The organism is Ancylobacter defluvii (genome assembly GCF_018390605.1).
GTDB classification, from domain to species: Bacteria; Pseudomonadota; Alphaproteobacteria; order Rhizobiales; family Xanthobacteraceae; genus Ancylobacter; species Ancylobacter defluvii.
The window spans coordinates 197,909-222,239 of record NZ_JAHBGD010000017.1 but is presented as its reverse complement, the minus strand read 5'-3'; the positions used below and the strand labels follow the sequence as shown (position 1 = coordinate 222,239).

General features: G+C 68.0%; 27 protein-coding genes and 1 pseudogene. 13 read left to right on the top strand and 15 right to left on the bottom strand.

What is annotated here, in order from left to right; genetic code table 11:
- The 4 genes and pseudogenes from KHC24_RS12740 to KHC24_RS12725 all read left to right on the top strand — a co-directional run.
- Positions 1 to 335, top strand: a pseudogene (locus KHC24_RS12740) (CCA tRNA nucleotidyltransferase); the annotation flags it as partial.
- A 49-nt stretch (positions 336 to 384) separates the two neighbouring features.
- Positions 385 to 810 (top strand): VOC family protein, encoded by a 426-nt coding sequence (locus KHC24_RS12735; RefSeq protein WP_213363645.1) that lies wholly within the window; start codon positions 385 to 387, stop codon positions 808 to 810.
- A gap of 64 nt (positions 811 to 874) precedes the next feature.
- Positions 875 to 1,960, top strand: a complete 1,086-nt coding sequence (locus KHC24_RS12730; RefSeq protein ID WP_213363644.1) for a DUF3616 domain-containing protein — start codon at positions 875 to 877, stop codon at positions 1,958 to 1,960.
- Positions 1,961 to 2,151: 191 nt separating this feature from the next.
- A complete protein-coding gene (locus KHC24_RS12725; protein ID WP_213363643.1) occupies positions 2,152 to 3,054 on the top strand; it encodes a glycosyltransferase in 903 nt (300 codons plus the stop codon).
- 48 nt (positions 3,055 to 3,102) lie between these two features.
- Here the strand turns inward: KHC24_RS12725 and hemF are convergent, their stop codons facing one another.
- Positions 3,103 to 4,038 (bottom strand): oxygen-dependent coproporphyrinogen oxidase, encoded by a 936-nt coding sequence (gene hemF / locus KHC24_RS12720; protein ID WP_213363642.1) that lies wholly within the window; start codon positions 4,036 to 4,038, stop codon positions 3,103 to 3,105.
- Between the two features lie 219 nt (positions 4,039 to 4,257).
- On the opposite strand from hemF, the gene KHC24_RS12715 reads away from it, so the two are divergent.
- The 3 genes from KHC24_RS12715 to KHC24_RS12705 are packed head-to-tail and all read left to right on the top strand — an operon-like array spanning position 4,258 to position 7,239.
- Positions 4,258 to 6,117, top strand: coding sequence for an ABC transporter ATP-binding protein (locus KHC24_RS12715; RefSeq protein ID WP_213363641.1), 1,860 nt, complete (start codon positions 4,258 to 4,260; stop codon positions 6,115 to 6,117).
- Positions 6,118 to 6,153: 36 nt separating this feature from the next.
- Positions 6,154 to 6,894, top strand: a complete 741-nt coding sequence (locus KHC24_RS12710; protein ID WP_213363640.1) for an FRG domain-containing protein — start codon at positions 6,154 to 6,156, stop codon at positions 6,892 to 6,894.
- Between the two features lie 9 nt (positions 6,895 to 6,903).
- A complete protein-coding gene (locus tag KHC24_RS12705; protein ID WP_213363639.1) occupies positions 6,904 to 7,239 on the top strand; it encodes a pPIWI-associating nuclease domain-containing protein in 336 nt (111 codons plus the stop codon).
- 19 nt (positions 7,240 to 7,258) lie between these two features.
- Here the strand turns inward: KHC24_RS12705 and KHC24_RS12700 are convergent, their stop codons facing one another.
- Positions 7,259 to 7,735 carry a tRNA (cytidine(34)-2'-O)-methyltransferase gene (locus KHC24_RS12700; RefSeq protein WP_213363638.1) on the bottom strand — a complete coding sequence of 159 codons (477 nt, stop codon included), beginning with the start codon at positions 7,733 to 7,735 and terminating at the stop codon, positions 7,259 to 7,261.
- Positions 7,736 to 8,076: 341 nt separating this feature from the next.
- On the opposite strand from KHC24_RS12700, the gene petA reads away from it, so the two are divergent.
- Genes petA through KHC24_RS12685 form a run of 3 tightly spaced genes read left to right on the top strand, consistent with a single transcriptional unit; the run spans position 8,077 to position 10,835 of the window.
- The gene (gene petA / locus KHC24_RS12695) at positions 8,077 to 8,637 is read left to right on the top strand and encodes a ubiquinol-cytochrome c reductase iron-sulfur subunit (RefSeq protein ID WP_213363637.1); all 561 of its coding nucleotides are present in this window, start codon (positions 8,077 to 8,079) and stop codon (positions 8,635 to 8,637) included.
- Positions 8,638 to 8,661: 24 nt separating this feature from the next.
- Positions 8,662 to 9,933, top strand: coding sequence for a cytochrome b (locus KHC24_RS12690; RefSeq protein WP_213363636.1), 1,272 nt, complete (start codon positions 8,662 to 8,664; stop codon positions 9,931 to 9,933).
- A gap of 14 nt (positions 9,934 to 9,947) precedes the next feature.
- A complete protein-coding gene (locus KHC24_RS12685) occupies positions 9,948 to 10,835 on the top strand; it encodes a cytochrome c1 (protein ID WP_373878613.1) in 888 nt (295 codons plus the stop codon).
- Positions 10,836 to 11,043: 208 nt separating this feature from the next.
- Here KHC24_RS12685 and KHC24_RS12680 read toward each other — a convergent pair whose 3' ends face one another.
- The 3 genes from KHC24_RS12680 to KHC24_RS12670 are packed head-to-tail and all read right to left on the bottom strand — an operon-like array spanning position 11,044 to position 12,727.
- Positions 11,044 to 11,784, bottom strand: coding sequence for an endonuclease/exonuclease/phosphatase family protein (locus KHC24_RS12680; RefSeq protein ID WP_213363635.1), 741 nt, complete (start codon positions 11,782 to 11,784; stop codon positions 11,044 to 11,046).
- Positions 11,781 to 12,257, bottom strand: coding sequence for a MaoC/PaaZ C-terminal domain-containing protein (locus tag KHC24_RS12675; protein ID WP_213363634.1), 477 nt, complete (start codon positions 12,255 to 12,257; stop codon positions 11,781 to 11,783). The genes KHC24_RS12680 and KHC24_RS12675 overlap by 4 nt, the downstream gene beginning before the upstream one ends.
- Positions 12,258 to 12,268: 11 nt before the next feature.
- Complete coding sequence (locus tag KHC24_RS12670) at positions 12,269 to 12,727, bottom strand: MaoC family dehydratase (RefSeq protein WP_213363633.1); 459 nt, start codon at positions 12,725 to 12,727, stop codon at positions 12,269 to 12,271.
- A 154-nt stretch (positions 12,728 to 12,881) separates the two neighbouring features.
- On the opposite strand from KHC24_RS12670, the gene KHC24_RS12665 reads away from it, so the two are divergent.
- Positions 12,882 to 13,217: an ArsR/SmtB family transcription factor gene (locus tag KHC24_RS12665; protein WP_213363632.1), complete on the top strand. Its 336-nt coding sequence runs from the start codon at positions 12,882 to 12,884 to the stop codon at positions 13,215 to 13,217.
- A gap of 4 nt (positions 13,218 to 13,221) precedes the next feature.
- A complete protein-coding gene (locus tag KHC24_RS12660) occupies positions 13,222 to 13,752 on the top strand; it encodes an SRPBCC family protein (protein ID WP_213363631.1) in 531 nt (176 codons plus the stop codon).
- A 342-nt stretch (positions 13,753 to 14,094) separates the two neighbouring features.
- On the opposite strand, the gene ychF is transcribed toward KHC24_RS12660, so the two are convergent.
- From ychF to lgt, 10 genes are all read right to left on the bottom strand, one after another.
- The gene (gene ychF / locus KHC24_RS12655) at positions 14,095 to 15,192 is read right to left on the bottom strand and encodes a redox-regulated ATPase YchF (RefSeq protein WP_213363630.1); all 1,098 of its coding nucleotides are present in this window, start codon (positions 15,190 to 15,192) and stop codon (positions 14,095 to 14,097) included.
- Between the two features lie 87 nt (positions 15,193 to 15,279).
- On the bottom strand, positions 15,280 to 15,891 hold the full coding sequence (pth, locus tag KHC24_RS12650) for an aminoacyl-tRNA hydrolase (RefSeq protein WP_213363629.1): 612 nt from the start codon (positions 15,889 to 15,891) through the stop codon (positions 15,280 to 15,282).
- A gap of 99 nt (positions 15,892 to 15,990) precedes the next feature.
- Positions 15,991 to 16,629 (bottom strand): 50S ribosomal protein L25/general stress protein Ctc, encoded by a 639-nt coding sequence (locus tag KHC24_RS12645; protein WP_213363628.1) that lies wholly within the window; start codon positions 16,627 to 16,629, stop codon positions 15,991 to 15,993.
- A 199-nt stretch (positions 16,630 to 16,828) separates the two neighbouring features.
- Entirely contained in the window at positions 16,829 to 17,653 is an 825-nt protein-coding gene (locus KHC24_RS12640; RefSeq protein WP_213363627.1) for a hypothetical protein, read from the bottom strand.
- A gap of 163 nt (positions 17,654 to 17,816) precedes the next feature.
- The gene (locus KHC24_RS12635) at positions 17,817 to 18,770 is read right to left on the bottom strand and encodes a ribose-phosphate pyrophosphokinase (protein ID WP_213363626.1); all 954 of its coding nucleotides are present in this window, start codon (positions 18,768 to 18,770) and stop codon (positions 17,817 to 17,819) included.
- A 230-nt stretch (positions 18,771 to 19,000) separates the two neighbouring features.
- A complete protein-coding gene (locus KHC24_RS12630; RefSeq protein ID WP_213363625.1) occupies positions 19,001 to 19,705 on the bottom strand; it encodes a hypothetical protein in 705 nt (234 codons plus the stop codon).
- 95 nt (positions 19,706 to 19,800) lie between these two features.
- Complete coding sequence (locus KHC24_RS12625) at positions 19,801 to 20,958, bottom strand: M24 family metallopeptidase (RefSeq protein ID WP_213363624.1); 1,158 nt, start codon at positions 20,956 to 20,958, stop codon at positions 19,801 to 19,803.
- Between the two features lie 3 nt (positions 20,959 to 20,961).
- Complete coding sequence (gene pgeF / locus KHC24_RS12620; protein ID WP_213363623.1) at positions 20,962 to 21,726, bottom strand: peptidoglycan editing factor PgeF; 765 nt, start codon at positions 21,724 to 21,726, stop codon at positions 20,962 to 20,964.
- Positions 21,723 to 22,889, bottom strand: a complete 1,167-nt coding sequence (locus KHC24_RS12615; protein WP_213363622.1) for a class I SAM-dependent methyltransferase — start codon at positions 22,887 to 22,889, stop codon at positions 21,723 to 21,725. The genes pgeF and KHC24_RS12615 overlap by 4 nt, the downstream gene beginning before the upstream one ends.
- Positions 22,886 to 23,740, bottom strand: a complete 855-nt coding sequence (gene lgt / locus KHC24_RS12610) for a prolipoprotein diacylglyceryl transferase (protein ID WP_213363621.1) — start codon at positions 23,738 to 23,740, stop codon at positions 22,886 to 22,888. The genes KHC24_RS12615 and lgt overlap by 4 nt, the downstream gene beginning before the upstream one ends.
- 264 nt (positions 23,741 to 24,004) lie before the next feature.
- Between lgt and KHC24_RS12605 the strand changes: the two genes are divergently transcribed.
- A complete protein-coding gene (locus KHC24_RS12605) occupies positions 24,005 to 24,271 on the top strand; it encodes an accessory factor UbiK family protein (protein ID WP_213363620.1) in 267 nt (88 codons plus the stop codon).
- Positions 24,272 to 24,331: the final 60 nt, after the last annotated feature.

The following is a 24,331-nucleotide window of genomic DNA, read 5'->3' as shown; positions in this document are numbered from 1 at the left end:
CGCCGACGCCGGGCATGTGCGAGAAGGGGCAGAAGGCGTTCCTCTACCGGATGGCGCGCGAGCGCTTCACCGACCGGGCGCTGATCGCCTTCGCCCGTTCCGGTGCGGCACCGGACGAGGAAGGCTGGCGGGCGCTGCTGGCGATCGCGCTGGATTGGCCGATCCCGGTTTTTCCGCTGAAGGCAGCGGATTTCCTGGCGCGCGGGCTCTCGCCCGGCCCGGCGCTGGGCGTGGCGATGAAGCGGGCGGAGGAAGCCTGGATCGAGGCCGGATTCCCGCAGGATCCGTCAGCCCTCGACCAACTCCTCGCAGCGGTACTCGCCGACGACCGCTGAACGGCAGCGCATGCGATAGTGCGCCCTTACCCAAGGGGGAGGGTTGCCCATGGCCAATGAGGGGCTTCATGTCGCCCGGCAGATCTTCGTCAACCTGCCGGTGAAGGAGCTGAAGCGTTCGGTGGAATTCTTCACCGCGCTCGGCTTCAGCTTCAACCTGCAATTCACCAATGATGATGCCACCTGCATGATCATCGGCGAGAATTTCTTCGCCATGCTGCTGGTCGAGCCGTTCTTCAAAAGCTTCACCCACAAGGAAATCGCCGACACCGCCAAGACCACCGAGGTGCTGGTGGCGCTGCAGGTGGACGACCGCGCGGCGGTGGACGCGCTGATGGCCAAGGCGCGGGCCGCCGGCGGCGCGGTGCCGCGCGCGCCGCAGGATCTCGGCTTCATGTATTCGCACGGCTTCGAGGATCCCGACGGCCACATCTGGGAAGTGTTCCACATGGGCGAGATGCCGGCGACCGCCTGAGGCTCTGGCCGGTGCCGGCGAAGGGTGGTTGAATGACACCCTTTCCGTCGTTTCGGGTGATGCCATGATCGCCGCATGGGTGCGGGCTTTGCGGTTCGGTCTGCTGGCGGGGCCGCTGCTTCTGGCCGGCGCCGGGGCGGCGCGGGCCGACGAGACGGAATGGCCGATCGAGGGGCGGCTGTTCGGCAAGCTGGAGCCGGGCGGCAACGGCAAGAAGCTCGACTTCAAGACCGCGCGCGACATCAGCGGCATCGCCTGCGAGGACGGCACGGCGCTGCCGCGCCTGTGCCTGATCGCCGACGACGAGGCGCAGGGGGTGCAGATCGTCATGGCGCGGCGGCACGAGGGCGAGGCCGGCGCCTTCATCCCGCTGATCGCCGACCGTCTCGGCGGCGAGCCGCTGTCGCTCGACGCCGAGGGCGTCGCCTATGCCGATGGCGCCTTCTACGTCATCGGCTCGCATGGCCGGCCGCGCCGCGAGAGCGACCCGGCGGCGGCGAATATCCGGGCGAAGGCGACCTGGCGGGTGTTCCGCATCCGCTTCGTGCCGGGCTCGGTGAACCGCAGCGGCGACATCCGGGGGCCGCGCCCGGCGGTGGAGGTTTCCACCGACCTGCCGGCCTTCCTGCGCTCGGTGCCGCAACTGGCCGGCGCCTTCGACGGAAAGCTCGCCGAGCACGGGCTCAACCTCGAGGGCGTCGCGGTGCATGAGGGCCGGCTGTTCGCCGGCTTGCGGGCGCCGGTGGTGGAGGGCCGGGCGGCGGTGGTGGCGGTGCCGCTCGCCGCGCTGTTCGGCGGCGAGCCCGGCAAGGCGGAGCTGATCACCTACGACCTCGGCAAGGACACGCTCGGCGCGCCGCGAGGCATTCGCGACCTGATCGCCTTCGGCGGCGGCTTCCTCATCCTGGCCGGGCCGCAACTCGACCCGCCGGCGGGCCGGGCGGTGGCCTATGGCGACTATGCGGTCTACCGCGCCGCCACTGCCGGCACCGGCGCGACGCTGGTGGCGAACCTGCCGGCCTTCGGCGGCGAGGGGAAGCCCGAGGCGCTGCTGCCGCTGAAGCACGAGGGCGGCGCGCTCAGGGCGGTGCTGCTGTTCGACGGACCGCGCGAGGGCGGTGGCCGGATGGTGAGCTTCGAAATCCGTTAGCCGGCGGCACCTGCTGCCGGAAGTCGCGCCCGGCGCCGGGCGGGCGCGGACAGCCCCATTTCCGCGCCGCGATCCGGGATCGTCGCGGGATGACGGGCTGAGGATCGCGGCCGTGCGGCCGGGCCCCGGCTTGACCTCCGGACGGGCGGCGCCTAGCTTCCGCTCGGTTACGAAGGGGCGGTCGCAGCGGAATGTCGATTACATTCGTCGGGCTGACGCGGTTCAGCCTGGTAACCCAGGATTCGTTGACCTGGTTCGAATCCACGCGCTACCTCACGATCGAGGAAGCCAAGCAGCTGGTGTTCGACGAAGGCCGGCTGCGGCTGCGGCTGGAGATCTTCCGCCGCTACGCCCTGCCGACCTATGCGGTGCTGACCAAGCACCCGCAATCCTATGCGCTCATCATCATCAACGCGGATTTGCCGGCGTTCTGCCAGAAGCGGCTGCAGGAGATGATCGCGCCCTATCCCAATATCCGCATCGTCCAGGTGCGCGGGGGGCAAAGCTTCAAGACGCCGCCAAAGCGGCTGTCGGTGGAGCTTGCGGCCGGCGGGCGGCTGTTCTCCTATCGGTTCGACGACGACGACGCGCTGCCGCCCTCCTATATCGACATGATCCGCAGCCACGCCGAGACGCTTGCCGACGGCACGGTGATTTCCCCGATCAATGGCTGGACGATCGCGCCGGCGCCGGATGACGGCATCCAGATGCAGAACAGCGAACTGCCCTGCCTGGCGCTGGGGCTGGGCGTGATCTCGTCGGCCGAGCGCTATCTGAGCGCCTTCCAGCTCGGCAACCACATGACGGTGCACAAGCGGTTTCCGGTGCACCTCATCTCGTCCGAGCGGCCGCTCTGGCTGCGGACGCGGCACGGCTACAATGACAGCGTGAAGCGCCGGCCCGGACCGCCGCCGGAAGACAAGCCGATGCTGGACGCCTCCCTCGAGCTGAAGAAGGATTTTCCCTTCATCAACCTCGCCTCGCTGCGGGTGCTGCATCGGCCGCCGGTGCCGTCGCCGGCCGCGGAACCGCGCCAGCTGGAGCCTTCCTCCGATGCCGGCATGGAAGCGCCGGCCATCGGCAGCGGCACCTGAGCGGGCGTCTGGCCCCTCGAGGCCGTTGGCGAGATGGTCAGCCGGCCGTCACGGCCACTTCACCACCGGCGGCATCGAGGACAGGATCGATTCCACATTGCCGCCGGTCTTCAGCCCGAACACCGTGCCGCGATCGTGCAGCAGGTTGAACTCGACATAGCGGCCGCGACGGATCAGCTGTTCCTCGCGCTCGGCCTCGGTCCACGGCGTTCCGAGGTTGGCGCGCACCAGGCGCGGATAGATGTCGAGGAAGGCGAGGCCGACGTCGCGGGTGAAGGCGAAGTCGGCGTCGCGGTCGCCCGAATCCAGCCAATCGTAGAAAATGCCGCCGATGCCGCGCGGCTCCCGGCGGTGCGGCAGCCAGAAATATTCCTCGCACCAGGCCTTCAGCCGGCCATGGTCGGCGACGGCATGGGCATCGCAGGCGGCCTGCATGGCGGCATGGAAGGCGAGGGCGTCGGGATCCTCTTGTGAACGGCGGCGGTCGAGCACCGGGGTGAGGTCGGCGCCGCCGCCGAACCACGCCCGCGAGGTGACGACGAGGCGGGTGTTCATGTGCACCGCCGGAACATGCGGGTTCGCCATGTGGGCGATCAGCGAGATGCCGGTGGCGTGGAAGCGCGGATCCTCCTCGGCGCCGGGAATCTGCTTGCGGAATTCCGGGGCGAATTCGCCGTACACGGTGGAGCAATGGACGCCGACCTTCTCGAACAGCCGGCCGCGCATCATCGACATCACCCCGCCGCCGCCGGGAGCGCCGGAATGATCGGTGCGGCTCCAGGGCTTGCGCTCGAAGCGGCCGGGGGCGCCGGGATAGAGTGCGGCCGGCGCCTCGTCCTCAAGCGCCTCGAAGGCGGCGCAGATGCGGTCGCGCAGTTCTTCGAACCAGTCGCGGGCGACCGCCTTCAGCGGCTCGACGCGCGCCGGGTCGAGCGGCGTTCCGGGGGCGTTGCGGGCGGCGTCGGCGATATTCGAGGCGGACATCGACAGGCTTCCTCTCTGCGCCGCCGCTTCTAGATTGTTTTGCGCTTTCGCGAAATGGCGTGCCGGCGCCGCGGTTTTTCGCGCGGGAGAGCTACAGGCAGGACGGGGACAACCGATCGATGCTGGCGGATGGACGGCGACTCGTGTTTGTTCCCGGTTAGTTCACGCGCGTTCCCAATCGACATACTGCCGCCGCATCGAAGGCGGAAAAGGCTGATCATGCTGACGCGTCTGCTTATCTGGTTCGAGAACCGCCTCGATCCGTTCCGTCCCATGCCGCTGGCCCGCCCTCCCGAGGGGCTGTGGGCGTTCTACTGGCATTTCGTGCGGCAAAGCGGCCCGATCTTCGTATTCGCGCTGGCGGCTGCCTTCCTCGTCGCCATCGTCGAGGTGTCGCTGTTCCGTTATGTCGGGCAGATCGTCGACCTGCTGCAGTCGTCCTCGCCCGGCGCGATCTTCGCCGACCATGGCGGGCTGCTGCTGTGGATGGCCTTCGTGGTGATGGTCGCCCGGCCGGCGACGCAGGCGCTGCACGATTTTCTCGTGCGCCAGACCATCAACGCCAATTTCTCCAGCCTGATCCGGTGGCAGTCCTATCGCTGGGTAGTGCGCCAGAGCCTGTCCTATTTCCAGAGCGACTTCGCCGGGCGCGTCGCCACCCGCGTGCTGCAGGCCGGGCCGGCGGTGCGCGGCTCGGTGGTCGAGGTGATCGACGCGCTGTGGTACGTCTCGGTCTATGCGATCAGCGCCGTCATCCTGTTCGCCGAGGCCGACTGGCGGCTGGCGGTGCCGATCGTCGCCTGGATCGTGCTCTATGTCGCTGCGCTCTCCTATTTCATTCCGCGGGTGCGGGCGCTGTCCAAGGCGATGTCGGAGACCAATTCGGCGCTGACCGGGCGCATCGTCGACAGCTACACCAACATCATGACGGTGAAGCTGTTCGCCCATGCCGACCGCGAGGATGCCTATGTCCGCGAGGCGACGCAGCATCACAACGAGGCCTTCCTGCGCCAGCAGCGACAGATCACCGGCATGGCGATGAGCGTCAGCTGGCTGAACAGCCTGATGCTCGGCGCCATTGGCGGGCTCGGCGTGTGGCTGTGGTCGACGGGGGCGATCAATCTCGGTGCCATCGCGCTGTCGACCGGCCTCGCCATCCGCATAACCAACATGTCCGGCTGGATCATGTGGGTGGTGACCGGGGTGTTCGAGAATGTCGGCACGGTGCAGGAGGCGATCCTCACCATCGCCCGCCCGCATACGGTGATCGACAGGCCGGGCGCCCCCGCCCTCGCCGTGCCGCGCGGCGACGTCCGCTTCGAGGATGTCAGCTTCCATTACGGCAAGGGTTCTGGGGTGATCGAGAAGCTCGACCTGACGGTGAAGCCGGGCGAGCGCATCGGCCTCGTCGGGCCCTCGGGAGCGGGCAAGTCGACGCTGATGAACCTCTTGCTGCGCTTCTACGACCTCGAGGGCGGGCGCATCCTGATCGACGGGCAGGACATTGCCGGCGTGGCGCAGGAGAGCCTGCGCGGCCATATCGGCGTGGTGACGCAGGACACCTCGCTGATGCACCGCTCGGTGCGCGACAATATCCGCTACGGGCATCCCGAGGCGGATGAGGAGGCGATCTGGCAGGCGGCGCGGCGGGCGCATGCGGCCGAGTTCATCGACGGGCTTGCCGACCCGCAGGGGCGCAGGGGCTTCGACGCGCATGTCGGCGAGCGCGGGGTGAAGCTGTCGGGCGGCCAGCGCCAGCGCGTCGCCATCGCGCGGGTGCTGCTGAAGGACGCGCCGATCCTGGTGCTGGACGAAGCGACCTCGGCGCTCGATTCGGAGATCGAGGCGGCGATCCAGCTGAATCTCGACGAACTGATGCAGGGCAAGACGGTGATCGCCATCGCCCACCGGCTCTCCACTATCGCACGGATGGACCGGCTGGTGGTGATGGACCATGGCCGCATCGTCGAGATGGGCACCCATGCCGAACTGATCGCCCGCGGCGGGCTCTATGCCCGGCTGTGGCAGCGCCAGTCCGGCGGCTTCATCGACATGGAGGAGGACATCGCGGCGGAGTGAGGCGGTGGTAAGATGCCGGGGGGAAGGGGAAACCGTATGGCATCCAATGCTGGGAATACATCGCGCGGCGAAAGGCTCGCGGTCGAGCGACGTCGTTTATGGCTCGAATTCATGGATTTTGTCGAACGGCACCGACAGTCAAACTGGGTGTTCCGAGGCGTTGCTGATGCGAAGAACCATCGACTGATCCCAAAGGTCGGACGAATCGCCAGCGTGTACGATGCCGATGCAGAGGCCGTCATCTTCGCAAATTTTAAACGACGTGCTCGCCAGTTCATCGAGACGGGCGGAATGTCGCAATGGGAATTGCTGGCGCTCGCCCAGCACCATGGACTGCCGACGCGGCTTCTGGACTGGACAACGAATCCATTGGTCGCGGCGTATTTCGCGGTGTCGAGCGAGCCGCGCGACACAAAAGCCCGCATTTATGCGGCCAAGGCACCACCATTGGTCGATGTTGGGCGTGTTTCCGAACCCTTCGCATGCTCTCACGTCGTGTCGCTCATGCCGACAGCGGTGACGCCGCGCATCGTCGCGCAGCGCGGACTTTTCACCGTGCATCCCGATCCGACGAAGGCCTGGGAGACATTCTGGGAATACGATATTCTGGAAGAGGATACCTTCGACATCGAAGCCTCGTTCCGCTCTGATTTCGAGCGGCGGCTATTTCAGGTGTCCATCGATGCCGCCTCGATCATGGCCGATCTTGACGGCATCTGTGATACATTGGCTTGGCAGTTTCGCTCCAAGGTCGCCGTCGGCGAGTTCAACTATTAGGAAACCGGCATGCCCGTCACGTTGAAGAAGAGGGATGCTGAGGACCTGATCGCTGAGGCGGTGCGGTCTGTCGAACTCAGGGATTTTCCGTCCGCCTGGAACGAACTTGATACGCTTTCGAGCGAGACGACCGTTGACAATATTGGCGTCGACCCAGCTGGCATCAGGGTGAGTGGAACCAAGTTTTCGGGATTGGCCTCGGTCTATGTCGCCCTGCGGTATGGGAAGGGCGATGATGAATTCACCACCTCCGAGGCCTTCCGCGGCAAGTTTCATGGCCATTTTGATCAAGGCAAGCCGTTGATCGACGACTTCACGGTCGATACGTCGCCTTTCTTCGCTTGAGGTGGCGGCGGAGTGAGCCTCACGCCGCCGCGCCGGCCGGGAAACCCCCGAGCTGGCGCAGCGCCTCGCCGGCGATCATCGCGCCGGCGATCGCCACGTTGAGCGAGCGGGTCCCCGCCGCCAGCGGGATCAGCAGGCGCGCATCCGCCGCCGCGTGCACCGGCTCCGGCACCCCGGCGCTCTCGCGGCCGAGCAGCAGCACATCACCCGCCGCGAATCGGAACGCGACATAGGGCACGGCGCCGCGCGTGGTGGCGAGCAGCAGCCGCGCTTGCGCCGCCAGCCGCCAGGCCTCGAAGGCATCGAAGCTCGCATGGCGCCGGATCGTCGCGCGGTCGAGATAGTCCATGCCGGCGCGGCGGAATCCGGCATCGCCCACCGGAAAGCCGGCCGGCTCGATGATGTGCAGTTCCAGCCCGAGGCAGGTGCCGAGCCGGGCGAGCGTGCCGGCATTCTGCGCGATGTCGGGCTGGTAGAGGGCGAGGCGGATCGACATGGCGGCGGTTCCGGGCGAGGTCCTGACCAAAGGTCGTCGGAAACGGCGGGATTGCGGCGACAGCATGGCGTCGACACGGCCGAGGTGGATGAAGGTGCAGCAGGGGGGCGGGGCGGACTGCCGCACTGCCGTCATCTGGACAAGGGGCTGGGAGGGTGCAATTAGAGGCAGTCGAAGGTAAGCCGACCGCGTGATCGGCCGCACCGGCGTTGCGTCACGCCGGGGGGCGGCAGGCGCATCACGCGGCGGCGGCCAACGGTTTAGGCGGCGATCGGCTTCGGCGGCGACTGGCTCGGCGGATCGTGCATCGTTCGATGGGCGTGAGGGGAAAGGAAACACTCGTGGCATCAACCGGAACGGCGGAAACCACGCGCCGCGACTTCCTCTATATCGCGACCGGCGCCATGGGCGCGGTCGGGGCCGCCGCCCTGGTGTGGCCCTTCATCTCGCAATTGCAGCCGGATGCCTCGGTATTGGCGCTGTCCTCGACCGAGGTCGATATCGGCCAGATCCAGGAAGGCCAGATCGTCACCGTGAAGTGGCGCGGCAAGCCGGTCTTCGTGTGGAACCGCACCCCGAAGGACATCGAGGAAGCCCGGGCGACCCAGCTTTCCGCGCTGCTCGACCCGGTAGCCCGTAACGCCAACCTGCCGGCGGACGCTCCCGCCACCGACGAGAACCGCGCCGCCAAGGACCAGGAGAAGTGGCTGGTCGTCATCGGCATCTGCACCCATCTCGGCTGCGTCCCCATCGGCCACATGGGCGAATATGACGGCTGGTTCTGCCCCTGCCACGGCTCGGAATATGACAGCGCCGGCCGGGTGCGCCGTGGCCCGGCGCCGGAAAATCTCGCCATTCCGCCGTATCATTTCGTGTCCGACACGAAGATCTCCATCGGCTGAGCCGAGCATCCGGGAAAGAGACAGATGAGCGGACACGCTACCTTCGAGCCGAAGAACCCGGCGCTCAAGTGGTTCGAGAGCCGGCTGCCCCTGGTCGGGCTGATCCATTCCTCCTTCATCGCCTATCCCACCCCGCGCAACCTGAACTACTGGTGGACCTTCGGCGGCATCCTGTCGCTGATGCTGGCCTGCCAGATCCTGTCGGGCGTGGTGCTGGTGATGCACTACACGCCGCATGTGACGCTGGCCTTCGATTCGGTCGAGCACATCATGCGCGACGTCTCCTATGGCTGGCTGCTGCGCTACATCCACGCCAACGGCGCCTCGATGTTCTTCATCGCGGTGTACATCCACATGTTCCGCGGCCTGTATTACGGGTCCTACAAGGCGCCGCGCGAGGTGCTGTGGATCCTCGGCTGCATCATCTACCTGCTGATGATGGCCACCGCCTTCATGGGCTACGTGCTGCCGTGGGGCCAGATGAGCTTCTGGGGCGCCACCGTCATCACCAACCTGTTCTCGGCCTTCCCGGTGGTCGGCCCGACCATCGTCGAGTGGCTGTGGGGCGGCTTCGCGGTCGACAACCCGACGCTCAACCGCTTCTTCTCGCTGCACTATCTGCTGCCGTTCATGATCGCCGGCGTGGTGGTGCTGCACATCTGGGCGCTGCATGTCGTCGGCCAGAACAATCCGACCGGCGTCGACCCGAAGACCCCGAAGGACACCGTGGCCTTCACCCCCTACGCGACCATCAAGGACGCGTTCGGCATGGTGTGCTTCCTGATCTTCTTCGCCTGGTTCCTGTTCTACATCCCGAACTATCTCGGCCATGCTGACAACTACATCCCGGCCAACCCGCTGGTGACGCCGGCGCATATCGTGCCCGAATGGTACTACCTGCCGTTCTACGCGATGCTGCGCGCAGTGCCTTCCAAGCTTGGCGGCGTGCTCACCATGTTCAGCGCCATTATCGTGCTGTTCTTCGTGCCGTGGCTGGATACCTCGAAGGTGCGCTCGGGCGTCTATCGTCCGCTGTTCAAGCAGTTCTTCTGGATCTGGGTGCTGGTGTGCATCGGGCTCGGCTGGCTCGGCTCGAAGCCGGCCGAGGGCGGCTACATCATCGCCGGCCGCATCCTGACGATCTGGTACTTCGCGCACTTCCTGATCATCCTGCCGCTGCTCGGCCTGTTCGAGAAGCCGAAGGCGGTGCCGGCCTCGATCACCGAGGCGGTGCTGGGCAAGAAGGGGGGCGCCCCCGCATCCGTCGGCGTCAGCGCGCCGCAGACCAAGGGCTGAGCGGGAACCGAACGATGAACAAACTGATGTCCTCGCTCTCGATCTTCTCCTCCTCCCGCGCCTCGCTGCGGCGCGGCCTGATCGGTGCCGCCGTGACCGGCGCCGTGTTGGCCGGCGGTATGGCCCCGGCGCTCGCCGCCGAGGGCGCGCCGAAGCCGCACCGCGAAAGCTGGAGCTTCGCCGGCCCGTTCGGCAAGTTCGACCAGGCGCAACTGCAACGCGGCTTCCAGGTGTTCAAGGAGGTCTGCGCCTCCTGCCACTCCGCGCATCTGCTGGCCTTCCGCAACCTCGCCCAGCCGGGCGGGCCGCACTTCTCCGAGGAGCAGGCCAAGGTGGTGGCCGAAGGCTACCAGGTGCAGGACGGCCCGAACGATGCCGGCGACATGTTCGACCGCCCGGCGCGGCTGTCCGACCGCTGGCCCTCGCCGTTCCCGAACGAGCAGGCGGCGCGGGCCTCCAATGGCGGCGCCTATCCGCCGGACTTCTCGACGCTGGCCAAGGCGCGCACCTATGAGGTCGGCTTCCCCGGCTTCCTGATCGACATCTTCACCCAGTATCAGGAGCAGGGCCCGGACTACATCCACGCGCTGCTGAACGGCTATGTGGACCCGCCGGAAGGCTTCACGGTGCCGGAAGGCGCGTTCTACAACGCCTTCTTCCCCGGCCACGCCATCAAGATGCCGCAGCCGATCTCGGCCGATCAGGTGACCTATACCGACGGCACGCCGCAGACCGTCGATCAGTATTCGCGCGACGTCACCGCCTTCATGATGTGGGTCGCCGAGCCGCATCTCGAAGCGCGCAAGCGCCTGGGTTTCCAGGTTATGATCTTCCTGATCGTGTTCGCCGGCCTGCTCTACTTCACCAAGAAGAAGGTGTGGAAGGCGGTCCACGATCACTGAGCGGCCTGCCGCGCTTACGTCCATCGTATCGAAGGGCCCCTTGCGGGGCCCTTTTACGTTGGCGATAGGCCTTCTGGCGGTGTCGGTGTGGAAACGGCCCGTCCCATGGCATCAGCCGGCGGGGCGGGGCGGGGCTGGCGCCGCGGCGGCTTGCAGGCTGGCGAGTGGGTGGTGAGGTGGCGGTGGTGCAGTGCCGCCCGGGGCCATTCTACGGTGCCGATCGGGCGAGGCGGATCATGAGGCCGGTGTGATCGGAGATCCGGCTGCCGTCCTCCAGCACATTGGGCAGCGCGGCAATGTCGAGCGGCGTCAGATCGCTTGTCGCGGCCAGATGGTCGATGGACGGACGCTCCAGGCCGGGGATCGCCCCGGCGGTGGCGACGGTGAGCGACGGCCCCAGCGCGGCGGCGAGGGCCGTGGCCACGTCCTTCGGTGCTCGCGTGCGCGGGATGGCCTGATTGAAGTCGCCGAGCAGCAGCGTGTCCGCGCGGGGCGCCTCACGCCCCAGCAGGTCACCGAACGCATGCAGGTAGCGGCGATGGTCTTCCCAGGGCGCGCGGTCGCGCCGTCCGCACGCGACATGCGCCATCGACCAGGGAATGCAGACGCCGATGACGGCGAGCCGGCCGAGCGGCGTCGCGGTCATGCCGCGTACGAAGCGGCCGGAGGGCAGATCGCGATGGCCGCGATCGTCCACCTGTTCCCAGGGATGCCGGCTCCACACTATCACCTTGCGGCGGCCGGGCTTCATCGGCATGCCGTAATCGGGATCGGCGGCGATGACGTGCCCGCCGACCGGCAGATCGAGCGGCGCCTCGGTGAGGCAGACGAGATCGGGATCGTGGCGCGCGAGCAGGTCGCGTATCATCGCACCGGCGGGTGAGGCGGGCCGGCGCCAGGCGACGTTCCACAGCAGCACGCGCAGCGCGCCGCCGGGGAGGGCGCTCACGCCTCGATCCGCTCGACGAAGACGCAGTCGTCCAGTGCGAACACCGCGCGGCCATACTGGTCGGTGCCGGTCTCGTGGGTGAAGACCAAGCCCCATTCCGGGCGGCTGGCGCTGGGCTTCTTGGACGTCACCTCGCTGGTGAAGGTGACAGTGTCGCCGGCCAGTACCGGGCGAAGCCATTTGAGGTTCTTGAAGCCGGGGGAGGGGCCGATGCGCGGTGTCGGCTTGCCCTGGCCGCGCAGCACGGCGTGGTGCCGGGCGATCGCCTGCGCGCGCAGCCGGGCGGCGACCGCGGCAGTGTGCCAGCCTGAGGCGGCGAGGCCGCCGAAATGCATGCGCGCGCCCACCGCGGCATCGAGATGGAAGGGCTGGGGATCGAAGGCGCGGGCGAAGGCGATGATCTCGTCGGCGAAGAAGCTGTGCGCCCCGAGCGGGGTGGAGGTGCCGACGAGAATGTCCTCGAAGAAGTCCATGCCCGCCTCCCTCACGCCGGCCGGAAGCCGGGATTGCGCCGGCCGAACATGATCGGCCCGATGAGCTCGCAAACCGGGCGGTTGTCGGCGTCGAGCAGTTCCAGCCGCATCTTGACGATCCCCATGTCCGGCCGGCTCTTCGAGGAGCGGGTCTCCAATATGTGACGGCGCAGCTTCAGCACCATGCCGGGGCGGACCGGAGCCAGGAAGCGGGTCTCGTCGATGCCCGGCGAGCCGAGGCAATCGGCATTGGCGAGCACCCCGTCCACCAGCAGCCGCATGGCGATGGCGCAGATGTGCCAGCCGGAGGCGCACAGCCCGCCGACGGCGCTCGCCTCGGCGGCGGCATCGTCGAGATGCAGCGGGTTGGGGTCGTATTTCCGTGCAAAGGCGACGATCTCCTCGCGCCCGACCACATAGCGCCCGCTTACCGCGACATGGCCCTCGTGGAAGTCTTCCCAGAAGAGCATCGGCGCCCCGCTCCGTACCCGCGACTCTTGCCCATTATGACAGGCGACGGGCGCGCCAAGGTCAAGCCGTCCAGTCGAAAAGAGCGGGCAAGAGCGTCGCAGGTTGTTTGACCGGAATATATCCATATGGTTATATATCTAAATGGATATAAATTTGGCGCCGCAACTCGATCGTCGTTTCGCCGCGCTTGCCGATCCGGTCCGTCGCGCCATCCTGACCCGGCTGGCGCAGGGCGAGGCGACGGTGGGCGAACTCGGCAAGCCCTTCGGCATCAGCCAGCCGGCGATTTCCAAGCATCTGAAGGTGCTGGAGATGGCGGGGCTGATCGAGGCCGGGCAGGCGGGCGCCGCGCGGCCGCGTCGGCTGAAGCCGGAGGCGCTGCGCGAGACGGAGCAGTGGCTCGCCGGCCTGCATGCGCTGTGGGTCGACAGCTTCGACCGTCTCGACGCGGTTCTCGCGCAGCTTCAGCAACCCGACCCACAAGGATGAGATCATGAGCGCCCAGATGCCGGCCTCGGACCAAAGCTCGACCGCACCCGTGTTCACCATTGTTCGCCGGTTCGCGGCGCCGCGCCCGCTGGTGTGGCGGGCCTGGACCGAGGCCGGCCTGCTCGGCGCCTGGTTCGGGCCCAAGGGGGCGAAGACCACCGTATTGTCGCAGGATCTGCGCCCCGGCGGGCGGCTGCACGGCCGAATGGAGATCGCCGAGCACGGCGTGGTCCATTTCCGCTTCGTCTATCGCGAGATCGCCGCGCCGGAGCGGCTCGTCTGGGTGCATTCCTTCGCCGATGCGGCGGGAGAGGTCGTGTCGGCGCCGTTCCTCGACGCGTGGCCGCGCGAGCTCGTCACCACGGTGCATTTCGAGGAGGCGGCGGCGGCGACACGGGTGACGCTCACCTCCGAGCCGCTCGGCGCCAGCGCGGCGGAGATCGCGGCCTTCATCGACCTGATGCAGGGCATGGAGGCCGGCTGGGGCGGCGGTTTCGAGACACTGGACGGGTTGCTGGCGAAGCTGGGCGGATGATCTCGGCGCCGAAGGGAGTGGCGGGCGCCTGCGTGCTTCGAGGCTCGCGGCGTTCGTGCCTCAGAGCCCGACTCACGATTTCCTCTCCCGCTCGCGGAGGTAGCCCGCGAAACGTGTCGGTAAGGGGAGATGCCTTTGCGGAGCGTCGAAGACCCCTCACCCCAGCCCTCTCCCCGACGGGGAGAGGGAGAAAAGCGTCTTCATCGTCCATATGCGCCACGATGAGTCGGGCTCTCGGCATGCGGGCGCTGGGGGCGATGGCGCCGGCTGCCGTGAAGCCAGGGCGTCCGGCCTCAGGCGGGCCGGCGGCGCTTCCGTATCGGTCGCGCCACCCCGCCGCCTTCAGTTGGCGAAGCGGAAATGCAGCACGTCGCCATCGGCGACGACATAGTCCTTGCCTTCCAGCCGCAGCCGGCCGGCGTCGCGGGCACCGGCCTCGCCCTTGCCCTTGACGTAGTCGTCATAGGCGATGGTTTCGGCGCGGATGAAGCCCTTCTCGAAATCCGAGTGGATCACGCCCGCCGCCGCCGGCGCCTTGGTGCCGGCGGTGATGGTCCAGGCGCGGGCTTCCTTCGGGCCGACGGTGAAATAGGTCACCAGCTTCAGCAATTCGTAGCCGGTGCGGATGATGCGGTTGAGGCCGGGTTCGTCGAGGTCGATGGCCTCGAGATAATCCTTCTGTTCCTCGGCGGGCAGCACGGCGATCTCGCTCTCGATCTTGGCCGAGACCACCACCGCCTTGGCGCCTTCCTCGGCGGCGCGGCCGAAGACTTCCGCCGACAGCGCATTGCCGGCCTTGGCCGAGGCCTCCTCGACATTGCAGACGTAAAGCACCGGCTTGGACGAGAGCAGGCCGAGCATGCGGAAGGCCTTCTCCTCCTCCGGCTTGACGTCGACCAGGCGGGCCGGCTTGCCCTCGCGCAGCAGCACCAAAGCGCGGTTCATCAGCTCGAGCTGTTCCTTGGAATCCTTGTCGCCGCCCTTGGCCTTCTTCTCCAGCGCGCCGGCACGCTTCTCCAGGCTTTCGAGATCGGCGAGCATCAGCTCGGTCTCGATGGTCTCGATGTCGGAGATCGGTGCAAGCTTGCCCTCGACATGGGTGACGTCGGAATCCTCGAAGCAGCGCACCACATGGGCGATGGCGTCGCATTCGCGGATATTGGCGAGGAACTGATTGCCGAGGCCCTCGCCCTTCGAGGCGCCGCGCACCAGCCCGGCAATGTCGACGAAGGTCAGCCGAGTCGGGATGATCTGGGCCGAGCCGGCGATGGCGGCCAGCGTCTCCAGCCGCGGATCGGGCACCGCGACGTCGCCGACATTCGGCTCGATGGTGCAGAACGGGTAATTGGCCGCCTGCGCCGCCGCCGTCTGCGTGAGCGCGTTGAAGAGGGTCGACTTGCCGACGTTCGGCAGGCCGACAATGCCGCATTTGAAGCCCATGGTGCGATGCTCTTTAGGATCTGGTCTGGTTGCCGATGTGGTTAGGCAAGCCGGAGCGCAAGCGCAAGCGCCGCGGTCATCATAGGGTTATTTCGCCGGTGCGCCCGGCGGTTTGACGGTTCCGTAGCCCTGCGCATCAAGGAAGAGATGCAGCCGGCTCTGGAACTCGTCGATCCTGCCGGCGATCAGCAATTCGGCACAATCGGCGCAACCATCCGCCACCGCCTCCACCCATGCCCGCTCGGACTTGGCGAAGTCGCCGAGCACGAAGGGCATGACCAGGGCCTTGTCGCCGGGATGACCGATGCCGAGACGCACCCGGCCATAGTCGTTGCCACAATGGGCAGTGATGGAGCGCAGCCCGTTATGGCCGGCATTGCCACCGCCGAACTTGGTGCGGACCTTGGCGGGCGGCAGGTCGAGCTCGTCATGGAAGACGAAGATGTCCCTGAGCTCGATCTTGTAGAAGCGCTGTGCCTCCGCGACCGCGCGGCCGCTCTCGTTCATGAAAGTTTCCGGCAGCAGCGCCAGCACCTTCTCGCCGCCGATCTCGCCTTCGCAGGCGGCACCCTGGAAGCGACGGCGCCACGGCGAGAAGCGATGGCGGCGGGCAAGGGCGTCCACCACCATGAAGCCGATATTGTGCCGGTTGCCGGCATATTTCGGCCCGGGATTTCCGAGCCCGGCGAAGAGGAACACGTCCGGCCTCCTGCCGCGACGAGGCGGCGTACCGCTGAAACGAGAGGGAGCCGGAAGCGGGCTTCCGGCTCCCTCGACAGGACAGGCGCGTGCGGCCGATCAGCCCTTGGCGGGCGGGGTCGCAGCGGCCGCAGCAGCGGCGGCAGCGGCCTCGTCCTGCTCGGCTTCCTTCTTGCCCGACGGGGCGACGATGGTGGCGAGCGTGTCGTCGCCATGGCCGGCCCAGGTGACGCCTTCCGGCAGCTTCACCGCCGACAGGTGGATGGACGAACCGAGGGCGTAGCCCGACACGTCGACTTCGATCGCCTCGGGAATGGCGTCGGCCGGTGCGTTCAGCGACACGGTATGGGCGACGATGTTCAGCGTGGCGCCCTGCTTGAAGGCGGCACCAGTGTCGGCACCGAGGAAATGCACCGGGACGTCGACGGTCAGGGTGGCGCCGATGGCGACACGCAGGAAGTCGATGTGCAGCGGGAAGTCCTTCACCACGTCGAGCTGGTAGTCGCGCGGAATGACGCGGTGCTTCTCGCCGTCGATGTCGACGTTGAACAGCGTGGTCAGGAAGTGGCCGGCATAGATGATCCGGTTGATCTCGACATGGTCGAGGGTGATGCCGACGGGGGCCTTCCCGTCGCCATAGATCACGGCGGGTACGCGACCGGCGCGACGCTCGGCACGGGCGGCCCCCTTGCCGCTCTTCGTGCGGGCCTGCGCCTTCAGTTCCTTGATGGCGGTCATGGCTAAAAGTCCTTGGTTGCAAAAGGAGAGGGCCGCTCGCGCGGCCCGGTCCCTTCAGGCTGGGTCTGGTGTCGCCGCGGCGGGCCTCCAGGGGTGCGGAATGGCCACGGCGAGCGGCTTCCTAGCAGCAAAAGCCTTCTGCGGCAATGCTTGCGTCGCGCTGGAGGCGGCACGACGGGCGAGGTCCGGAGCCCGCGGCTCAGAACCTGCCGAGCACGCCGGCCTTCACCACGCCGCTGGCGTCGGAGCCGACCGGCGCCGAACGCTGCACCGAGAGGAAGCGCTCATAGCTGCCCATCGGCGCGCGCAACTCGACGCCGGTGTTCACGGTCGAGGAACTGTCCATCTCCACCGTGGCGCCGAGCCTGTCGCCCTTGCCGAGGCCGAGATTGTCGAGCGGCATGCTGTAGGTGCTGCCGACCGTGTAGCCATCATACACCGAGGGAGTGCCGGTGGAGGCCGAGGCGCCGAGCTGGGTGGTGCCGTAGACCGACAGATTGTCCATGGAATAGCCGACGCGGCCCTTCACCTCGCCATTGCCGCTGCCGGCCTGCCGGTTGGTGGGCGAGGAGACCGGCGCGCTCGCCGACATGCTGGTGGAAACGCCGATGCTGACCGGCCCGCGGTCGACGAACTGCACGCTGGTGGGCAGCTTGGAGGTTTTCGACGTCGCCACCGCCTTGCGCTGGGGCAGCAGGGTGTTCGGCGCCGGCTTCTCCGGCTCCGGCTCCGGCCGGCCGCCAAGGCCGAGATCGAGGCTCTGGTAGAGCGAGGGCGGCGTCCACTGATCGACCGGGGTATCGGCGACCTGCGGCTCGGGCCCCGGCACGTCGGCCGGATGCGGCGGCGGCAGCGCCGGAACTGCGGCTTCCGGCTCGTACCGATCCTGCGTCGGGGTGACGATGACGGTGACGCCGGCCCAGGGATCGACCGGATCATAGGGCATCGGGCCGCCCATCGACTGGGCGCCGGCAAGGGCGGGCATCAGCACCGCGATAGCGGCGGCACCGGCAAGCAGGGGCACGCGAGTCGGCCTATGGCCGCGCAAGGTGGCGCGTAGCATCGGGTCGTCCCGTTCCGTTCAACGAGCCCGATACATGCGGCTGAAAAGTGGAAGGAGCATGGCGCAGCGCGCACAGAACTGTGTGCGCTGCGGTAGGCGAGGGTCGGAACCGGCGAAAAATGTCTCAGTTGAACAGGCTGGAGACGCTTTCCTCATGCGCGGTGCGCCCGATCGCCTCGGCGAGCAGGCTGGCGATGGAGATGACGCGGATGTTGCGCGCCACCCGGACCGCCTCGGTCGGCTGGATGGAATCGGTGATCACCAGTTCCTTGAGGTTGGAGGCGGTAACGCGCGCCACCGCGCCGCCGGACAGCACGCCATGGCTGATATAGGCGTGCACCTCGGTGGCGCCGCGCTCCAGCAGCGCATCGGCGGCGTTCACCAGCGTGCCGCCGGAATCGATGATGTCGTCGACGAGGATGCAGCGCTTGCCGCGCACGTCGCCGATGACGTTCATCACCTCGCTCTCGCCCGGCCGCTCGCGGCGCTTGTCGACGATGGCGAGCTGGGCGTCGATGCGCTTGGCCAGCGCACGGGCACGCACCACGCCGCCGACGTCGGGCGACACCACGGTGATGTCGTTGAGGTCGAAGCGCGACTTCACGTCCTGCACCATCACCGGGGCGGCGAACAAATTGTCGGTCGGGATATCGAAGAAGCCCTGGATCTGTCCGGCATGCAGATCGACGGTGAGCACGCGGTCCGCGCCGGCATGAGTGATCAGGTTGGCGACCAGCTTGGCGGAGATCGGCGTGCGGCCGGAGGAGCGGCGGTCCTGCCGGGCATAGCCGAAATAGGGCAGCACCGCGGTGATGCGGCGCGCCGAGGAGCGGCGCAGCGCATCGATCATGATGAGCAATTCCATCAGGTGATCATTTGTCGGGAAGGAGGTGGACTGCAGCACGAACACGTCCTTGCCGCGCACATTCTCCTGGATCTCGACGAAGATCTCCATATCGGCGAAGCGCCGCACCACCGCCTTGGTCAGCGAAGTGGCGAGATAGGCGCCGATCGCTTCGGCGAGAGGGCGGTTGCTGTTGCCCGCGACCAGTTTGATCGAACCGTTATTGCTGGACATTCCGGCGCGCGCTCCAAGCCGTAGATTCACCGCGTAAGATCACCTCGCGGCCGTCTCACGGCCGTCGCGAGGTTCTGATAGGCGGGCGGGCCTGCCCTGTAAAGCCACACCGGCACAGGATTTGGGCAAGGCATCCGCCCGAGTGGCGAGGCGGCGATGCCTCGGCACGACGTATGCGGAGGTCGTTCCGGGAACGGCGATCCGGGATTCGGCAATCGGCTGACGGAAGGTCAGTGGCTTGCGGTGAGGGCGAGGGTCGAGCCGGATTCCGGCCCCGGCGCCTCGTCGCCGGCCGCTGCAACCGGTGGGCCGTCATCGGTACGCACCGGCTCATGGGGATCCTCGGCGGCAGCGGGCTCGGCCGCGACCGCGGGGTCGCCGACCGGCTTGCGCGGCGCGGTCGGGCTCTCGGCGAGGCGGGTCGAAATCTCGGCGAGGCTCTGCGCGGCGATGCGATCCAGCATGGCTTGATCGACATTGGCCCAGACGTCGCTGCCGGCCCCGGCCGGCTCGGCACCGGAAACGCGCAGCACCCGCTCGCGGTCCTTGTCATAGACGTCCCATGCCCAATCGACGCTGCCCTTGCCGTTCTCGACGACGGCGAGGAGATAGCCGCGCACCCGATAGGGCGCATTGCTGTCGCGCGAAGCGACCGGAATGCGCCGGGCGCCAGCCTCGGTGGACAGGCTGCTGACCAGCCGGTCGAACACCGGCTCCGGCGGGCCGTCGATCGATTCGAAGGCAAGGGTCTTAGGACCGGCGGTGCGGGAGGCGACGGCGCGGGCCGGCTGGGCGCCGGAGGTTTCGGCACCGGTGGCGCTCGCGACCGGCTTGCCGGCGCCGCCGGTCTGGCAGGCAGCCAGCCCAAGGGCAACGACAGTGACTGTAGCTGCCGGCACGAGCTGACAAAATCGCCGGCCGAGCTGTTGGATCATCAAGCGCCGTCCCCTTGCGGGCCGGTCGCTGCGCGTGTCCGCACCGAAGCGATTCGGCGCGGCCGCGCCGTCGCCGGCACATCCGGGGCAAATCGTTAACGGGAATTAACGATAAGGTCCAGAGGTGCACCCGTTAACGGCTCGTTACCGTTAATGGTGACGAGGAAGGTGCGCCCGAGGCACATGGCGGTTTCGGTCTCGCTGTCCATCAGGATCATGTGGGCGAACATGACCATGCCGGGCTCCAGCACCCAGGGATTGCCCTCGTAGAACATTGGCGGGTCCATCCATGACGGGGTGAACTTGGCGCCGAGCGAATAGCCACAGGCGGCCAGCCGGTGCTCGGCGAGGCCGTGACCGTCCATCACCTGCGCATGGGCGGCGAACACCTCGCCGGCGGTGCGGCCGGGTGCGATATTGGCGGCGCAGGCCTCCAGCGCCAGCCTGGCGGCGTTGAACAGGTCGATGTGGCGGTCGCGGGGGCGACCGACGATCGCGGTCTCCATCATCGCCGCATGATAGTGGCGGTAGGTGCCGGCCCATTCGAGGGTGATCTGGTCGCGCGCGTCGAGGCGCCGGCGGCCGGACTTGTAGCGGCAGAGCAGGGCGTCGCGGGCGGAGCCGATGATGAACTCGTTGCCGGGATAGTCGCCGCCGCCCTTGAAGATGGCCCCCTGCATGGCGGCGAGGATGTCGCCCTCGTCGACGCCGGCGCCGATCAGCTCGATGGCCGCCTGCCGCGCGTCGAGCGCCAGCTGGCCGGCTTTGCGGACATAGAAGATTTCCTCCTCCGACTTTACCGCCCGCAGGTAATCGACGAGGCCGGATGCGTCGTCGAGGATGGCGAAGCCGTCGAAGGCGGCATCGAGCTTGCGGCCGTTGGCGGCGGTGAGGCCGTAGCTGTCATACTCGACCCCGATGCGGGCATGCGCGCCGCCGAGATCGGCCACCATGTCGCGCAATTGCTGCTGCGGCGTGGAATCGGCGGCATCGCGCCAGATGCGGATGTCCTCGATAAGCGAGGTGTGCTGCGCCTGCCTCAGGTCCGCCGAGCGGGTGAGCAGGGCGAAGCGGCCGTCGGCGCCGAGCCACAGCGACTGGAAGAAGCAGAAGCCGAACGTGTCGTAGCCGGTGAGCCAGTACATCGATTCCTGCTGGAACATCAGCATGCCGTCGAGCTGCCGCTCGGCCATTGCCGCCAGCAGGCGGTTCTTGCGGCGTTCGAATTCCAGTGTGGTGAAATGCAGGCTCATGGCTCAAGGCACCAGGGTGATGGCGGCGATCAACCGGCCGTAATCGGGCTCGCCGCGATGGGTGGCGCGGCGATAGGAATAGAAGCGGGCCTCGTCGGCATAGGTGTCGAGGCCGAGATCCTCGACCGTGCCGACGCCGAGGCGGGTCAGCCGGGCGGCGATGTAGCCGGGCAGGTCGAACATCGCGTGCCCCGCCCGCTCGGACGGCGCGAGGAAGCGGATGTTCCCGGCATCGAGGGATGTGAGGTTGGCGACGAATTCGGGGCCGACCTCGTAGCTCGGCTGGCGGATCAGCGGGCCGATGGCGGCGACGATGCGCGCGCGCTTTGCCCCCAGCTCCTCCATGCGGGCGAGGGTGGAATCGAGTACGCCGCCGACCGCCCCCTTCCAGCCGGCATGGGCGGCGCCGACGACACCCGCCTCGGCATCGGCGAACAGCACCGGGCCGCAATCGGCGATGGCGATGCCGACCGCGACGCCGGGCGTGTCGGTCGCCACCGCGTCGGCCTTGGGGCGCTCGTCCCACGGCACGCGAGCAACGAGGCAGTCCGGCGAATGGATTTGCCAGGCGGTGAGCAGATGCGTCGGCGGCACGCCGAGCGCGGCGGCCATGCGAGCGCGGTTCTCGACGACGTTCTCCGCCGCATCGCCCGAGCCGGTGCCGCCATTGAGGCCGGCATAGATGCCCTCCGACACGCCGCCCTCGCGAGTGAAGAACGCGTGGCGGATGCCGGGCAGCGCCTTGAGGGCGGGGGATTCGACCTTCATGCGGTTTCGTCTCCGATGTTCTCGACGAACTCTTCGCCGGCCGCGAATCCGGCCGGGGCGCCGAGGGAAGGATGCACCAGCGCGAGCGCCTTGAAGAGAGCGCCCATGCCCTGTTGGTGGGTGCCGGCGAGCCGAAGCGCGGCGGCATCGATGGCGGCGGCGGCTTCCGGGCCGGCATTGCGCTTCAGCCGTTCGGCACGGGCATGGAGGCCGAGGCGCTCCAGCAGGTCGCCCTGGCAGATGGGGCCGAAGGCGCGGGCGCCGTTTCTTCGCGCGGCGATCGCCAGCGCAGCGAAGTCGACATGGGCGGTGAGGTCGGCCTCGCCGGGGTGGGCGAGCGGATGATCGTAAACATGGGCACGCAGCGCCTGCAGCGTGTCGCCAAAGCCGCCTGAGGGTTCGTGTTCGCCCTTGTGGCCATAATCGATGAACAGCGCCGCGCCGCCGTCGCGCGCAAGGCGGGCGCCGACATGGGCGGCGACGCTCTGGCCGAGCGGGCAGATTTCCAGCAACGCGCCGGCCGGGGCGGCGAGCAGCCGCCGCTCGGCAGCGGCATCCAGGCGGGCGCCGGGGCGCAGGCCGAAGGCGAGGGCGTCGGAACCGGGAGGGCAGGCGCCATCGAGGCCGACCATGCGTTCGGCAATGCCCTCCGGCATGCGGAGGAACTGGCGGATCGGCAGCGCGTCGACGAATTCGTTGGCGATGAGGATCAGCGGGCCGGCCGGCAGGTCTTCCACCCGGTCGGCCCATTCGACGGCGTGGCCGGCGAGGGCACGCTTCTGCACCGCGCGCAGGCGCGGGGAGGCTTCGACCAGCACGAGGCGGGCGGCATCGAGAAAGCCGGGGACGATGCGGACGGCCCGCAAGGCGTCGGCCATCAGGGTGCCGCGGCCGGGGCCGAGCTCGGCGAGAATGAACGGGGCCGGGGAGCCGAGACGTATCCAGCTGTCTGCCGCCCACAGCCCGACGAGTTCGCCGAACATCTGGCTGATTTCCGGCGCGGTGACGAAGTCGCCACCCTGCCCGAACGGCTCGCGGGTGGAATAATAGCCGTGGCGGGGATGCAGCAGGCATTCGGCCATATAGTCGGCGACGGTGAGTGGCCCGTCCCCGGCGATGCGGGCGGCGAGCTCATGCGCCAGCGGCGTTGGCGCCTCGCTCATGCGGGGACGCGCTCGTTCAGCGGTGGCCGGCGCGAGGAGTGCCAGGCGAGCCAGGCGCCGAACAGCACCATCGGCACCGACAGCAGCATGCCCATGGTCAGCCAGCCGCCGGCGAGATAGCCGAGCTGCGGATCGGGCTCGCGCACGAATTCAACGATGATCCGCGAGAGGCCGTAGAGCATCACGAACAGGCCGCCGACGATGCCGGGTCGCGCCAGCGCCTTGAAGCCATGGATCGCGATCTGCAGGATGACGAAGATGGCGACGCCTTCCAGCGCCGCCTCGTAGAGCTGGCTCGGATGGCGCGGCTCGGGGCCGCCGGTGGGGAAGACGAAAGCCCAGGGCACGTCGGTGACGCGGCCCCACAGCTCGCTATTGATGAAATTGGCGAGGCGGCCGAGGAACAGGCCGATCGGCACCACAGCGGCGGCGATATCCAGCATCGACATCAGGGGCAGGCCGCGGCGGCGGCAGAACAGCGCCATGGCGAGGATGGAGCCGAGGAAGCCGCCGTGGAAGGACATGCCGCCATGCCAGACGGTGAGCGCTTCCATCGGGTGGGAGGCGTAATAGGGCAGGTTGTAGAACAGCACATAGCCGAGGCGCCCGCCGAGGATGACGCCGAACGCCACCCACACCACGGCGTCGTCGAACTCCTCCGGCGGGATGGCGGACTTGCCGCCCCACAGCGCCGGCGTGGCGCAGAGCTTCTTCGCCAGCCACCAGCCGATGAGCAGGCCGGCGACATAGGCGAGCGCGTACCAGCGGACGGCAAAGGGGCCGAGCTGGATCAGCACGGGATCGATGGCCGGGAAGGGCAGAACGAGAAGCGGCGGTGTCGCGATCAGCATGAGGCGTCCGGAATGCGGGACCAATGGCGGCGCGACCGGCCGCGGCACGACTCGTGCGGCGCCGACGCCGCCACGGTCTTGCCCCCCCCGCGTGACAGGATCAAGGCCGGAGATGGGCCCGCAAGGCCGGAGCATGGCCTCCGAGGTGCGTTCCACGGTCGCCCCTGCGTGTGGAACATGGGTGCGACGGTGGCTGCGCCCTTGCGGTGCGGGGACTTGCGCCCCATTGTTGATCCTGAGGCGTCAAGCCGGGAGAAAAGAGCCATGACCCAGACGACGAGCCGCATCTTCGACGATTTTGCGCGACTGATGAACGACGCCGCCGGCGTCGCCACCGGCGTGCGGCGCGAAGCCGAGACGGTGATGCGCGCCCAGGCTGAACGGGTCCTGCGCGAGCTCGACGTGGTGACGCGCGAGGAGTTCGACACGGTGAAGGATCTCGCCGCCGCTGCCCGCGAGGAAAACGAGAAGCTCGAGGCGCGACTGGCGGCGCTGGAGGCCCGGCTCGCCAAGCTCGAAACACCCGAGTGAGGGCTGTTGTGGATGCCGGACCGCAATGCTTGCGGCACCCGGCGAATCCCTGACACCTTC